The organism is Avibacterium avium (genome assembly GCF_900454535.1).
GTDB classification, from domain to species: Bacteria; Pseudomonadota; Gammaproteobacteria; order Enterobacterales; family Pasteurellaceae; genus Avibacterium; species Avibacterium avium.
On sequence record NZ_UGSP01000001.1, the window covers coordinates 179,842 to 194,455 of the forward strand.

The following is a 14,614-nucleotide window of genomic DNA, read 5'->3' on the forward strand; positions in this document are numbered from 1 at the left end:
AACATTACTGATTTCAGGAGGCATAAGATGTCTAAAACATTGGATGTGATTTGTTTGGGACGAGTTGCAGTAGATCTCTATGCGCAACAAATAGGTTCACGACTAGAAGATGCAAGCAGTTTTGCTAAATATTTAGGTGGCTCATCAGGTAACGTGGCCTATGGCACAGCAATTCAAGGACTAAAATCATCAATGCTTGCTAGAGTTGGTGATGAACATATGGGACGTTTTCTACGTGAGGAACTACAAAGCGTTGGAGTGGACACCAGTCATTTAATTACAGATAAAGAGCGTCTCACTGCACTTGTTATCTTGGGCATAAAAGATAGTGAAACATTCCCTCTCATTTTTTATCGTGATAATTGTGCAGATATGGCAATTACTGCTGATGATTTTGATGAAAAATACATTGCTTCAGCTAAAGCATTAGCGATCACCGGGACACATCTTTCTCACCCTAAAACTCGTCACGCGGTTTTAACTGCCCTAGAATATGCTGGTCGAAATGGCACAAAGCGTCTATTAGATATTGATTATCGACCAGTTTTATGGGGCCTGACTTCATTAGGGGACGGTGAAACCCGCTATATTGACTCTGAAGCAGTAACACGCTCATTGCAAGAAGTGCTACACCATTTTGATGTGCTAGTTGGAACTGAGGAAGAATTTCATATTGCAGGTGGTTCAACCGATACACTTACCGCATTAAAAAATGTACGACAATATAGTCAAGCAACCTTGGTATGCAAAAGAGGAGCATTAGGTTGTTCTGTTTTTGAGGGAGAAATTCCAGATAATATTGATGGTGGATTAAATGTCTATGGCGTGCGTGTAGCAGTTCTAAATGTCCTTGGCGCAGGAGATGCGTTTATGTCTGGGTTATTAAGAGGTTATGTTAACGAAGAGGGGTGGGAGCAAGCTTGTCGTTATGCTAATGCTTGTGGTGCCTTAGTAGTGTCTCGCCACGGCTGCGCACCTGCAATGCCAACTAAAGCGGAGTTAGATGATTACCTATCCCGAGCAGAAAATGTTCCTCGTCCTGATCTTGATGAAACCTTAAACCATTTACATCGTGTAACTACACGAAAACAAGAATGGAATAATATTTGTATTTTTGCTTTTGATCATCGATTGCAGCTTGAGGAAATGGCTAAAAAGTGCGGTGCAAATTTAGAACAAATTCCAAAATTAAAAAAATTATTATTACAAGCTGCAGAGCAAACTGCTAAAGAAGAAGGAATCACTAATGGCAATGCTGGTATCTTAGCTGATACCACTTATGGTCAAGATGCATTAAATGAAATTACTGGTAAAAAATGGTGGATCGGTCGTCCAATCGAAAAACCAGCCTCTCGCCCACTATGTTTAGAATATGGAGATTTAGGAAGCCAACTTATTTCTTGGCCAAAAGAGCATATTGTAAAATGCCTAGCATTTTATCATCCTAATGATGATGAAAAAATGAAAGCTAGCCAAGATAAAACTCTATCTGAAGTATATCAAGCTTGCTGTAGAACTGGGCATGAATTACTACTAGAAATAATTCTACCTAGTTCAATGGAACAAAAAGAAAGCTATTATCTTGATGTAATCAAACATTTATATCAATTAGGCATAAAACCAGATTGGTGGAAACTACCGGGTTTAAGTGCGTCAACCTGGGAACAACTAACATCAATTATCGAAAGCGAAGATCCTCATTGTCGCGGAATTTTGATACTGGGATTAGATGCACCTGAAAGTGTGTTTGATAACACATTTAGCGAGGCTGCAAATTCCCCAATGATTAAAGGGTTTGCTGTTGGTCGAACTATCTTTGGAGAACCTTCCGCAAAATGGCTTGCTAATGAGATCAACGATCAGCAACTAATAAATGAAGTTAGTGAAAAATATCGTAACTTGATACATCTATGGAAAAAATATAGAGGATAAAATTTTCTTAATCTAACTGCGCTAATGGCTAATAATGCTAAATTATTAGCCATTTTCTATTATGTTTTCTGCTTAAATGCTAAAGAAATGGCTAAACTCTGCACCAAATTCATCGTACAGCATTGAGATCTGAAACCATTAATGTGCGCTTCTTTAATAATAAAAGACACATCACTAAAACTAACTAATGGACTTAATTGACTATCAGTAATAGCAATTTGTTTAACGCCATCTTGAGCAACAGAATTAAGAATATTCAATGTTTCTTTAGCATAAGGAGAAAAACTTATCGCAACAACAACATCACCTGGTTGAATAGCATTTAGCTGCTCCTCAAACATTCCCCCTAAACCATCAATAATAAAAGAACGATAATTTAGATGATGTAACGCATAATTTAAGTAACAAGCAACACTATAAGATCGCTTTAATCCAATAATAAAAATATTATTCGCCTTATCAAGCAAATCCACAGTATCATTCAATTTCTGACCATCAATAGATTTTAAAGACTGCGTCAATGCAACGGCATTAGCCTGAGAAAAAATTGACAAAATATTTTCTGGACAATTTTTCTCGAGAGAATCATCATCAATCTTATGAAATAACTCAGCTCTCTCACGATAATCAACCGTGGATTCCATCAAACTTTCTTTAAAAACCTGTTTCATCTCATTAAAGCCACTAAAACCAAAAACATTAGCAAAGCGAATTAATGTTGATGGCGGAACCTCCGAACGCTCAGCAATAATCGCAACAGTATCAAAGACAATACTATTCGGATTATCTAAAATATATCTAGCAACCTGCTTTAAACGTTTACTGAGACTATCATAGCGTTCTCTAATTTGATTCTCTAGTTTCTCAACTTTAATAGATTTATTCATAATTATGCAACTCGAAAGAAAAGTAACCTATTCTAGATCAGATTACCTAAAATTGAAAAGCCGTTTTGATTCAATAAAAATAAAGATTAGAACTATGACCTATCTTCTTTAAATATTCTATAACAAATACTTAATTTAATTGTATATAATGCAATTTTAAAATGGTCATCTATTTTAAAAACTCATTTCCCATATACAAAAAACCCCGATATCGCTATCGGGGTTTTTAGAACCAGAATTGGTCGCGAAAAAATCAAAATTATTTGATTTCTACTTGTGCGCCAGCTTCTTCTAATTCTTTCTTAAGTGCTTCAGCTTCAGCTTTCGCTACACCTTCTTTTAAGGTTGCTGGAGCAGATTCAACTAAGTCTTTAGCTTCTTTTAAGCCTAAGCCAGTTGCACCACGTACTGCTTTGATAACTGCTACTTTGTTAGCGCCTGCTGCTGCAAGAACTACATCGAATTCAGTTTTTTCTTCTGCTGCACCAGCGTCACCGCCAGCTGCTACTGCTACTGCAGCCGCTGCTGCTGAAACACCGAATTTTTCTTCCATCGCAGAGATTAATTCTACGATTTCAGTTACTGATTTAGAAGCGATCGCTTCAATAATTTGTTCGTTAGTTAATGACATAACAATCAATTCCTAAAGTAAATAAGTTAAACCTGGTAAGAAACGCTTGGATTAAGCTGCTTCTTGTAATTTGTCGCGTAATGCTGCAAGAGTGCGAACAAGTTTGCCTGCCGCAGCTTCTTTCATTGTACCCATTAAACGTGCAATTGCTTCTTCGTAAGTCGGTAATGTTGCTAAGAATTCAACATCTTGGATCTTACCTTCAAAGGCTGCACCTTTAATTTCAAACTTATCATTTGCTTTTGCAAAATCTTTGAACAAACGTGCTGCTGCACCTGGGTGTTCAGTAGAGAATGCGATAAGTGTTGGACCTACAAACGCATCTTTTAAGCATTCGTAATCAGTGCCTTCAACTGCACGGCGTAATAAAGTGTTACGCACAACACGCATTGAAACACCAGCTTCACGAGCTGCTTTACGTAATTCAGTCATTTTATCAACGGTTACACCACGAGAATCCGCGATAACTGCTGATAGGGCACCTTTGGCTGCTTCATTTACTTCAGCAACAATTGCTTGTTTGTCTTGAAGATTTAATGCCATTGGCTGTTAGCTCCTGATACACTCCGCCTAAGCGGAACTTCTAAAAAATCTCAAAAAATCCACCGCACTTTTACTGCAAGGCAATTTCTTTTTTGAGGCTAAGGTGTCCAGAAGCAGAAAATTCTGTCTGTCCACCATCTACGCAGGCGTTAAAATTAAGAAATGATTCGCATCATTTCGCCTACGGTCTTGGACGGGGCTTGATTGGTAAGCACCATCATAATTTGTGCAATGCACAAAATAGGTTGCATATTATAGGCAATATTTAATCGAAGTAAAGCAAAAATTAGTGCAATTTATTGAAAAATCCATAGTGGCAAGGAAAGCTTGACCCGTAAGCCACCTAGCTCACTACGCATAGCTATCACATAGCCTTGATGTTCATTCACTACATTGGCCACAATCGCAAGGCCTAAACCCGTGCCGCCTGTTTCTCGCGTTCTTGCTTCATCAATGCGGTAGAATGGTTTGAAGATATTCGTGTATTCTTCATCGGGAATGCCATCGCCATCGTCATCAATAGCAATCACTAACATTTCAGCTTCAATAACAATAGTGGTTTCAATTTTTGATTTAGTGTATTTCAGCGCATTTCTGAGAATATTTTCCACCGCACTACAAAGTAATGCTTTGTTTCCATTGATATAATGTTTAGAGGGGTGAACAATTAATTGATGAACCTTAAATGCTAATTGGCGCTGTTCTGCTTCAAACTGGCTATCTTTAATAATATCCTGCCAGATTTCTGTGATCGGAAAAATTTCACGCAAAATATGGCTATTAAGTTGTTGGCGCGAGAGTAACAATAAATCGTTAATCATTTCGTCTAGCCGTATGGCTTCTTTTTCAATGCGTTCAATTTCTGCATTATTGTTAATTCGCCGCCTTAACAATGCTAAGGCTAATTGTAATCGCGTAAGCGGGGTACGAAGCTCGTGAGAAATGGAAGACAACAATGTTTGTTGATTTGATAACAGATCTTCAAGGGCAATGGTCATTCGATTAAAACTTTGCCCTACTTGGCGTAACTCCAAACTGCCCTGCGTTTCTAAGGTGCGATCCACTTTAAAGTTCCCTAACGCCACTGCATTGGCAGCTTCTTGTAAATGGCGCAGTGGACGTCCAATACTGCTTGATAACCACCATAATAGCGGCGTGGAAATAATCATTACAAATAAAATAATGATGTAAGGGCGGTCAAAAATATAGGAAATTATTTCTTTTTGTGGATTTACCCTACTCAGGAAATAAAGTTTGTATTGCGTGTCTTTTTTATCTAATTCTAAATGAACGGTAAAAGGGCCAACCACTTGTAAATCATAGAAATTTTTTTTCAGTGGCTTAGATACCACTGTGGTGTGATACATAAATTGTTGCACCGCTGAAATTTCTGTTTTTTTCCTTGCGCCAAAAATATTGCCTTCTTGGTCTGCGAGAACAGGGTGCATACCATCAAGATCATCAAAGGCAGTTACGGGCAATCCCGATAAAATATGCCTAAGCTGATTCGTGCGAATCGCTGCGCTGATCTCAGCGTTATAACTGGAAATTTCGCTGTTATCTAAATTTGAATAAATCCGTGAATCAAAATAAGGCAGGACAAAAATTAAGGCGAAAAGCAAAACAAAAGCCAACCAGAATAAGGCAAAAATCCGAATGGATAACGTGTTAAGAAAGGTTGGCTTACTCAATTCCATTGCTGAAAATCCGACTATTTTTTACCCACAAAGAAATAGCCTTTTCCACGCAATGTTTTGAACCAAGGGAGATCATCTTGTCGTTCAGGGAGTTTGCGGCGTAAGTTTGACATATGCATATCAATGGAACGATCAAAAGGCGTCAAAGATTTGCCTAATACGGTCAAGCTTAAATGATCACGCGATAAAATCTGTCCTGGATTAGACATCAAACTTTGTAACAAAGCAAACTCTGTGCCTGTGAGTTCTAAATCCTTATCTTGATACATAGCTTGCTGACGTTTTGGGTATAACACCAAGCCCTCAAACTCAAGGAATGGAGTCTGCTCTTTTTTCCCATTTTCTTCATTGAGCGGATAATGAGATTCTGTTCGGCGCAAAATGGCTTTAATACGCGCGACTAATTCTCGATCGTTAAAGGGCTTAGGCAAATAATCATCTGCACCTAATTCTAGCCCTAAAACGCGATCAATCTCATCACCGCGCGCTGTCAGCATCATCACGGGTGTGGTATAGTTTTGACGAATTTTCTTTAACGTTTCAATGCCGTTTAGTACGGGCATCATTACGTCTAATAAAACTAATTGATAACTCGCATCGAGTTTCTCTAAACACGCCTTACCATTGACAGCGGTTTCTACTTCAAAGCCTTCGATGCGAAGAAGTTCAGCCAATAGTTCAAGCAATTCAACGTCATCATCAACTAATAATAGTTTCGCCATACCCAAGCCTTACAAAAGAAAAAAGAAAATGGTTAAACCAGTTCAGATAATTATTTCCAGAACTGCCACCAGCGTTTTTCTACAGGTTCAGCATTAATAATGGCATTATTGACTTCTTTTTTACCTGAATCTGGCAATGGTTTATCTAAATCTGTATGGGTAACGATGCCACGATTATCAAAATTCACCACAAAGGTATGTTGATCTGGTGTTTGATACGCTTTTTGAATTAAGAATACATAGTACCAAGTATCGTTACTAAACGGATCAACAAGTACAGGCGTGCCTAATAAATATTGCACTTGTTGCTTATTCATTCCCACTTTTACTTGATCCACAGTGGCAGCCTCAAGATAGTTACCCTGCGGAACATCAATACGATACACCACTTTGCTTACGGTTGAACAAGCCGTTACGCTTAATGCTAACATTGCTGCTGTAATAAGAGTTTTTAACTGCATATTGGTTACCTTTATATTCTCTAAAATCGGGGTGATGATACCTAAACTTAAGCAAATTGCCAAATTAATTCTTGTCTTTTAACCAACGTTGTAATTGATCGCGCAAATTTGGTGGCAAACCTTTAATCGTGAGCGTGTCACCCATTTCGTCCCAAATAACACGTTGGTTAATTAGCTCCGCATCAAAACTGATGGTGACCCCTTTTCCAGAGCCTGAAAACTTGGTTAAGCCTTTCAACGCTGAACGCACTGGCGGAATATGTTCTTCCAAGCCATAATCTTGCGTTTGGGTAAAATCTGCAAAAGACTGCTCGTTTAGAGTGGGCAAGCTATCGGAAAGTTCCCGCAATTCAATTTCTTCCCCTGCGCTCATTTGTCCTTTGCAATATTCAAACACTTGCTTTTTCACTGCTTGCGATTGCTCATTGTTTAATTCGCCTTGTTCGCAATAATCACTCACCGCTTGCAATAAACATTGGTTTTGAACCTGTGGATTTAAGCCCTCTTCGGCTTGTAGAAAATCCATAAAAAAGTCGGCAATTTTACGCCCCACTTTTCCTTTAATAAAGGTAAGATAGCGGTTTGAATTGGCGTCCACTTGCAAGTCGGTCAGGTTAATGCGTGCGGCAATATCAAATTGGGTAAGATCCAAATATTGCGTACGATGAATTTCTAAATTTTCGTCCACCAACATACTGGCTCGGCTATCAAGCAAGGCGATAAATAAATAATCAGTGGCTAAAAAATTATATTGGCACAGCACGAATGTTCCGCTATCAGCAAAGCTATATTTACCTAACTCTTGGGCGAGTTTTTGCGCCGATTGGTGGCTAAACGGCAGGAAATCTAATTCATTTTCGAGAAAACGGTTAAGATTTTGCGCAAACTCTGACGCCTCCTCAAACACGCCATAGGCTTTGGCTTTATTTTGATAACCTTGGTGGAGATGCAACATCATTTGTTCGACTTCAGGGCTAATGGGCAACAGCTCATTGCGCAGCTGCACATCAAGTTGAATAGCCTCTTCTTGCTGGTGTTTGACCAATTGGTGTAACACAATTTGCTTAACCGTAATACTCATTTTTTAATCCATATTTATAAAAACAAATTTGTGCGATATTATAACCGCACTTTAGGCGAAAATATGCTAGCATACGCAAAATTATTCTCAGCCTGCAAATTTAACAACAATATTCATTATGGCGAAACAATCAAAATTTCAAGATAAACAAGTCGATACCTTATTAAATGAACTCATTGCCGTGTTTGAAAAACATCAAACGCCGGTGGATTTATCTTTAGTGGTGTTGGGCAATATGGTTACCAATGTCCTCAAAAATAATATGGGCCAACAGCAACGTATCGCCCTTGCTCAGGCCTTTTCTGATGCGTTAATGAATTCTTTGAAAGAGAAACAATAATCAAATGTTTGGCATTAAAACAAGCAAACAATATCGTGAAAACACCTCGCGAAAAATCGCTTGGGGGCATTGGTTTGCTTTTTTTAATATCCTTTGGGCGATTGTCATTGGCGCGCGTTACGCCTTTTTGATCGATTGGCCAGACACGCTGTTTGGCAAGCTCTATTTTTTCATCAGCCTACTCGGGCATTTTAGTTTTATTGTTTTTGCCCTGTATTTACTGATTATTTTTCCGCTCAGTTTTATCGTAAAAAACAACCGCACTTTCCGTGGGATGAGCGTGATTCTCACCACCATTGGCGCAACCTTATTATTAGTCGATACCGAAGTTTTCGCCCGCTTTAATTTTCACCTTTCTTCCCTTGTGTGGAATTTATTGGTGAATCCTGATAACGGCGAACTTTCGCGCAACTGGCAACTGTTCTTTGTGCCAATGCCGATTATTCTGCTCATTCAAATGCTGTTTTCTCGTTGGTCGTGGGAAAAATTGCGCAGCCTTGAACGGCAAAAATGGCTCAAGGGCGTGGGCGTTTTCTTTGTTTGCACCTTTATTGCCACTCATTTAATTTATGCTTGGGCAGATGCCTTTATCTATCGCCCGATCACAATGCAAAAATCCAATTTTCCGCTGTCTTACCCAATGACGGCGCGCTCTTTCTTGGAAAAGCACGGTTTCTTAGATAAGGATCAATATAGCCAAACCCTAGAACAAGAAGGGCGACCTGAAGCCTTAAAGATCGATTATCCAAAATCGCCATTGCATTTTACTCCAGTTAAGCCGAGCAATATTCTGATGATCACGGTATCTGGACTGCGTTATGATGCTGTCAGCGCAGACAAAATGCCAAAACTCAGCGCCTTTGCCGAGCAAGCCACGCAGTATCTCAATCATTACAGCACGGGCAATAACAACAATACCGCCTTAACAGGCTTGTTCTACGGATTAACGGCGAACTACACCGATAGCCTATTAAGCAACAAAACGCCATCAGTACTCATTAACGCGCTCAAACAAGAGAAATCCCCTTATCAGCTGGGATTATTTGCCAGCGATGGATTTCACGCCAGCTTGTTAAGCCAGAATGTGTTTAATCAGCAAAAATTAGATCACAAAGTGCGCAGCAATCAAGCCAGCGTGCAACAGTGGCAAAATTGGTATGCGAAACGCCATAGCGGAAAGCCTTATTTCAGCTATTTGAGTTTGGCCATACCAAAAGACTTAAATGAAACAGGCTATGCGCTTCAACTAAATGAATTGGACGGTTTGCTAGATAGCGTATTAAGCCAAGTGGATCGTCAAAATACGTTAATTTTGATCACCGCCGAAGAGGGCTATCACTTCAAGCCATTAAGTGAAAAACAACAAAGCAACTATTTTGCGCCAGAACAAATTCAGGTTCCGCTGATTATTGCGTGGCAAGGGTTAGCGCAAGGTCAAGTGGAAAAACTCACCAGCCACACAGACATTTTGCCCGCCTTAATGAAACATTTATTTGGCTTGCAAAATCCAGCTTCTGATTATGCGCAAGGAGTGGATTTATTTAATCCTGAATTACGCCGCACTTGGGTGCAAGCAGGCAATTATCGCTGGAATGTGATCATCACCGCCAACGGCACGCAATACCACATTGATCGGCGCGGAAATTATCAAAAATATGACCGCACTTATGAAAAGGCCTCTTCACGCACGCCACCGCTGGGCTTGTTCTTAGAAGTGTTTAATCAAGATAATGCCTTTTTTGAAAAATAAAACGAATATAATTCAGGCAACCAATAGTTAAAACCAATTATATTTTTACTATTGAACCGCTTATACTATCGCCCCAACAAAGGCATTTCGCCTGTTTTATTATTCAAATCAATCTGGACAAGATAGAATGTTATTAAGTAAAAATCTGCGAATTTTTCATAACATTACACAACACACCAATCAAGACGTTCACCGCTTGAGCGCAAAGCTATTTTCTCTTAATAACAAGATCCCACTTTATTGGGATTTTTTCATATCTAGCCTATTGTCCGCCTCGCTTTCATTATTACGGAGAAAATTATGCGTAATCACGTTCGTAGCTTTAAAACCTATATCAGAGATGAAATTATCAAGAAAGGCGGTTGGGTAAACTCACACGCTCACGCTGACCGTGCGTTCACAATGACGCCGGAGAAAATCGGCATTTATCATACGAGCAACTTGCAACAAAAATGGGATTTAGTGGACGAAGTCAAACGCACTTCCACCGTAGATGACTATTATGCGCGCTTTTGCCAAGCTATTGAATTGATGATCTCGCAAGGGGTAACCGCCTTTGGCACTTTTGTGGATATTGATCCCATTTGTGAAGATCGCGCCATCATCGCTGCCCACAAAGCCCGCGACGTGTATAAACACGACATCACCCTTAAATTCGCCAATCAAACCCTGAAAGGCGTAATTGAACCCACCGCGAAAAAATGGTTCGATATTGGCTCGGAAATGGTGGATATGATCGGCGGGCTGCCTTATCGTGATGAGCTGGATTACGGACGTGGCTTGGAAGCAATGGATATTCTGCTCGATAAAGCCAAATCCCTCGGCATTATGTGCCACGTTCACGTTGATCAATTCAACACACCAAAAGAAAAAGAAACAGAACAACTGTGCGATAAAACCATTGAACACGGAATGGAAGGACGTGTGGTGGCGATTCACGGTATTTCTATCGGCGCACATTCCCGTGAATATCGTTACAAACTGTACGAAAAAATGCGCCAAGCACAAATGATGATGATCGCCTGCCCAATGGCGTGGATTGACAGTAACCGTAAAGAAGATTTAATGCCGTTCCACAATGCACTCACCCCTGTTGATGAAATGATCCCAGAAAACATCACCGTTGCCATTGGCACAGATAACATCTGCGATTATATGGTGCCACTCTGTGAAGGGGATATGTGGCAAGAACTCAGCCTACTCGCCGCAGGCTGCCGATTCCCAGATTTAGACGCAATGGTAAACATCGCCAGTATCAACGGACGAAAAGTGCTGGGCTTGGACGTTTAATCGTCCAATTCCACAAGCAGTAAAAAAGTGCGGTGAAAATTTACCGATTTTCTACCGCACTTTATGCCTTATCCGCACACTAAAATTGATAAAATTCTAGCATCACACCAAATTTTCTGCTCAAAAAATAAGAATATCCGTTATAATCATTCACTTAACATAAAAAGAAAAGAGATAACAACGATGATACGCTTTGAAAACGTCAGCAAGGCTTATTTAGGCGGCAAGCCAGCCTTGCAGGGATTAAATTTTCATCTTCCGGTTGGGAGTATGAGCTATGTTCTCGGGCATTCTGGCGCGGGGAAAAGTACTCTATTAAAACTGATTATGGGTATGGAACGTGCCAATGGTGGGCAAATTTGGTTTAACGGACACGATATTACACGCCTGTCTAAACACGAATTACCCTTCTTACGCCGCCAAATTGGTATGGTGCATCAAGATTATCGCCTGCTTGCCGATCGTTGTATTGTGGATAATGTGGCGTTGCCGCTTATCATTGCAGGAATTCACCCAAAAGAAGCGCAAAGTCGTGCCTTAGCGGCGTTAGATCGCGTTGGCTTGCGTGATCGTGCTAATCACTTACCAATCCATTTATCTGGCGGTGAACAGCAACGTGTCGACATTGCCCGTGCCATTGTGCATAAACCACAATTATTACTCGCCGATGAGCCAACAGGCAATTTAGATAATGCCCTTTCTTTGGATATTTTTAATTTATTTGAAGAATTTAACCGCCTTGGTATGACCGTTATCATTGCCACTCACGATATTAATATTGTTCAACAAAAACCAAAACCTTGTTTAATTTTGCAACAAGGCCATTTACGTTAAGGAAAGCCCAATGAGTTCTCGTCCAATCAATGCCTCTTGGTGGGTTCAAACCCATTATGTGTTACGAGCCGTGCTGGCAGATCTAATTAAGAAAAAATATGCAACCTTATTAACGATCCTTGTTATTGCCGTTTCGCTGACTGTGCCAACGGTGAGCTATTTATTGTGGAAAAATATTCATCAGGCCACCACGCAGTTTTATCCTGAAAGTGAACTGACCGTTTATTTGCATAAAAATCTTACAGAAGCCGATGCCAATTTAGTGGTGGAAAAAATTCGCCAACAAGCAGGGGTGGAAAGCCTGAATTATGTTTCTCGCCAAGAGAGCCTTAATGAATTCAAAAATTGGTCTGGTTTCACTGAGGGCTTGGATATTTTAGATGATAATCCTTTGCCTGCGGTGGTGATTATTAAACCTGCCAAAGCCTACAACGAAAGTCAAAAACGCAATGAATTGCGGGAAAATCTCGCCAACATTAAAGGCGTACAAGAAGTGCGTTTAGACAATAATTTAATGGAAAAACTCACCGCACTTTCGTGGCTGATTGCCCATATCGCCGTGGTTTGTACCATTTTGATGACCATTTCTGTTTTCCTTGTGATTGGCAACAGTATTCGTTCTGATGTGTACAGCAATAAAGCCAATATTGAAGTAATGAAACTGCTTGGCGCAACGGATCAATTTATCCTACGCCCTTTCCTTTATACCGGCATAATTTATGCCGTGCTGGGCGGATTATTTGCCTGCATTTTCAGTGCCATTGTGATTGGTTATTTCACCAGTGCGGTGAAATATGTAACAGAAATTTTCGCCGTAAACTTTGAGCTACACGGCATAATGATCGGTGAGTTGCTCTTTCTGCTCGCAATGTGCGCGCTGGTGGGCTACACCGCAGCTTGGTTATCGGCGAAAAAATACAGCTAATCTTTACCTTTTCTTTGCGCTTTCTTTTAATCCCCTTTACGCTATGACAAAGGGGATTTTTCTTTTGCTTTCCAGCATTTTTCCTATTTTTTCAATGAACGATCAGTGAAATTAAAAATTCTTTGTTGAAAGATCAATTATTCACAACTTTTTTTAGAAAAACGCTTGCTTTTGTTTACGCTATCTTGTACGTTTTTTTGCACGGTTTAACGTAATTAATTTCCTGTGAATTAAAGCCTAATGGTTATTTCTTTTAACCCTTTTTCTGTGCATAATTCACTCAAATTTTATTTTCAACACAACATTACTTATAAGGAAAATTTTATGCAAAACGTTGGTTTTATCGGTTGGCGTGGAATGGTTGGCTCGGTGCTAATGGATCGTATGCAACAAGAAAATGATTTCGCGAACATTAATCCTATCTTTTTCACCACTTCACAAGCAGGTCAAAAAGCCCCTGTATTTGCAGGTAAAGATGCAGGCGTGTTAAAAGATGCCTTTGACATCGCTGAATTACAAAAATTAGATATTATCGTTACCTGCCAAGGCGGTGATTACACCAACGAAGTGTATCCAAAATTAAAAGCAACCGGCTGGAACGGTTATTGGATTGACGCCGCTTCTGCATTGCGTATGGACAAAGACGCAATCATCGTGCTTGATCCAGTAAACCAAAACGTGATCAGCGAAGGGCTAAAAAATGGCGTGAAAACCTTTGTTGGCGGAAACTGTACAGTAAGTTTAATGTTAATGGCGCTAGGCGGTTTATTTGAGCGTGATTTAGTGGAATGGGTATCCGTTGCCACTTACCAAGCGGCTTCTGGTGCGGGCGCAAAAAATATGCGTGAATTATTGGTGCAAATGGGTGAATTAGAAGATTCTGTTAAAGCAGAATTAGCCGATCCCGCTTCATCAATTTTAGACATTGAACGCAAAGTAACCGCAAAAATGCGTGATGCGTCATTCCCGATTGATAACTTCGGCGCACCGCTTGCAGGCAGCTTAATTCCTTGGATCGACAAATTATTGCCAGAAACAGGGCAAACTAAAGAAGAATGGAAAGGCTACGCAGAAACCAACAAAATTTTAGGTTTAAGCGACAATCCAATTCCAGTGGACGGTTTATGCGTGCGTATCGGCGCATTACGCTGCCACAGCCAAGCATTCACCATTAAGTTGAAAAAAGATTTACCATTAGACGAAATTGAGCAAATTTTGGCTTCTCACAACGAATGGGTGAAAGTGATTCCAAACGACAAAGAAACCACCTTGCGTGAATTAACGCCTGCTAAAGTAACAGGTACATTAAGCGTACCAGTGGGACGTTTACGCAAATTGGCAATGGGGCCTGAATATCTTGCTGCTTTCACTGTTGGTGACCAATTATTATGGGGCGCAGCAGAACCAGTTCGCCGTATTTTAAAACAGCTAGTGGCTTAAAACAGTTGGTGGCTTAATTTAGCCCATCACATAACCCATTGATTGAACATCAATGGGTTATTTTTTTGCTTGTCATTCAAC

Annotated in this window: 14 protein-coding genes; 7 read left to right on the forward strand and 7 right to left on the reverse strand. The window is 40.1% G+C overall.

Going from position 1 to position 14,614, the window contains the following annotated elements; translation table 11 throughout:
• Window positions 1–27: 27 nt before the first annotated feature.
• A complete protein-coding gene (locus DYC50_RS00920) occupies window positions 28–1,932 on the forward strand; it encodes a bifunctional 5-dehydro-2-deoxygluconokinase/5-dehydro-2-deoxyphosphogluconate aldolase (RefSeq protein WP_115248640.1) in 1,905 nt (634 codons plus the stop codon).
• Between the two features lie 59 nt (window positions 1,933–1,991).
• Here the strand turns inward: DYC50_RS00920 and DYC50_RS00925 are convergent, their stop codons facing one another.
• The 7 genes from DYC50_RS00925 to yejK all read right to left on the reverse strand — a co-directional run bounded on the left by DYC50_RS00925 (window position 1,992) and on the right by yejK (window position 7,954).
• Window positions 1,992–2,819: a MurR/RpiR family transcriptional regulator gene (locus tag DYC50_RS00925; protein ID WP_172459056.1), complete on the reverse strand. Its 828-nt coding sequence runs from the start codon at window positions 2,817–2,819 to the stop codon at window positions 1,992–1,994.
• 259 nt (window positions 2,820–3,078) lie between these two features.
• Window positions 3,079–3,450 carry a 50S ribosomal protein L7/L12 gene (gene rplL, locus DYC50_RS00930; RefSeq protein ID WP_103854416.1) on the reverse strand — a complete coding sequence of 124 codons (372 nt, stop codon included), beginning with the start codon at window positions 3,448–3,450 and terminating at the stop codon, window positions 3,079–3,081.
• A 51-nt stretch (window positions 3,451–3,501) separates the two neighbouring features.
• Window positions 3,502–3,993, reverse strand: a complete 492-nt coding sequence (rplJ, locus tag DYC50_RS00935; RefSeq protein WP_103854415.1) for a 50S ribosomal protein L10 — start codon at window positions 3,991–3,993, stop codon at window positions 3,502–3,504.
• A 296-nt stretch (window positions 3,994–4,289) separates the two neighbouring features.
• Window positions 4,290–5,690, reverse strand: a complete 1,401-nt coding sequence (gene cpxA / locus DYC50_RS00940) for an envelope stress sensor histidine kinase CpxA (protein WP_115248641.1) — start codon at window positions 5,688–5,690, stop codon at window positions 4,290–4,292.
• Window positions 5,691–5,704: 14 nt separating this feature from the next.
• Complete coding sequence (locus DYC50_RS00945; protein WP_115248642.1) at window positions 5,705–6,412, reverse strand: response regulator; 708 nt, start codon at window positions 6,410–6,412, stop codon at window positions 5,705–5,707.
• A 50-nt stretch (window positions 6,413–6,462) separates the two neighbouring features.
• Window positions 6,463–6,873 (reverse strand): outer membrane protein assembly factor BamE, encoded by a 411-nt coding sequence (bamE, locus tag DYC50_RS00950; protein WP_115248643.1) that lies wholly within the window; start codon window positions 6,871–6,873, stop codon window positions 6,463–6,465.
• Between the two features lie 64 nt (window positions 6,874–6,937).
• Window positions 6,938–7,954, reverse strand: coding sequence for a nucleoid-associated protein YejK (yejK, locus tag DYC50_RS00955; protein WP_115248644.1), 1,017 nt, complete (start codon window positions 7,952–7,954; stop codon window positions 6,938–6,940).
• Between the two features lie 118 nt (window positions 7,955–8,072).
• On the opposite strand from yejK, the gene DYC50_RS00960 reads away from it, so the two are divergent.
• The 6 genes from DYC50_RS00960 (at window position 8,073) to asd (ending at window position 14,533) form a co-directional block, all read left to right on the forward strand.
• On the forward strand, window positions 8,073–8,294 hold the full coding sequence (locus tag DYC50_RS00960; RefSeq protein ID WP_103853599.1) for a YejL family protein: 222 nt from the start codon (window positions 8,073–8,075) through the stop codon (window positions 8,292–8,294).
• Between the two features lie 4 nt (window positions 8,295–8,298).
• Entirely contained in the window at window positions 8,299–10,044 is a 1,746-nt protein-coding gene (locus DYC50_RS00965) for a DUF3413 domain-containing protein (protein ID WP_115248645.1), read from the forward strand.
• A gap of 300 nt (window positions 10,045–10,344) precedes the next feature.
• Window positions 10,345–11,334, forward strand: a complete 990-nt coding sequence (locus DYC50_RS00970; RefSeq protein ID WP_103853597.1) for an amidohydrolase family protein — start codon at window positions 10,345–10,347, stop codon at window positions 11,332–11,334.
• A 183-nt stretch (window positions 11,335–11,517) separates the two neighbouring features.
• Window positions 11,518–12,168, forward strand: a complete 651-nt coding sequence (gene ftsE, locus DYC50_RS00975; protein ID WP_115248646.1) for a cell division ATP-binding protein FtsE — start codon at window positions 11,518–11,520, stop codon at window positions 12,166–12,168.
• Between the two features lie 10 nt (window positions 12,169–12,178).
• Window positions 12,179–13,093 carry a permease-like cell division protein FtsX gene (gene ftsX / locus DYC50_RS00980; RefSeq protein WP_115248647.1) on the forward strand — a complete coding sequence of 305 codons (915 nt, stop codon included), beginning with the start codon at window positions 12,179–12,181 and terminating at the stop codon, window positions 13,091–13,093.
• 324 nt (window positions 13,094–13,417) lie between these two features.
• Window positions 13,418–14,533 (forward strand): aspartate-semialdehyde dehydrogenase, encoded by a 1,116-nt coding sequence (gene asd, locus DYC50_RS00985; RefSeq protein ID WP_103854427.1) that lies wholly within the window; start codon window positions 13,418–13,420, stop codon window positions 14,531–14,533.
• Window positions 14,534–14,614 lie beyond the last annotated feature (81 nt).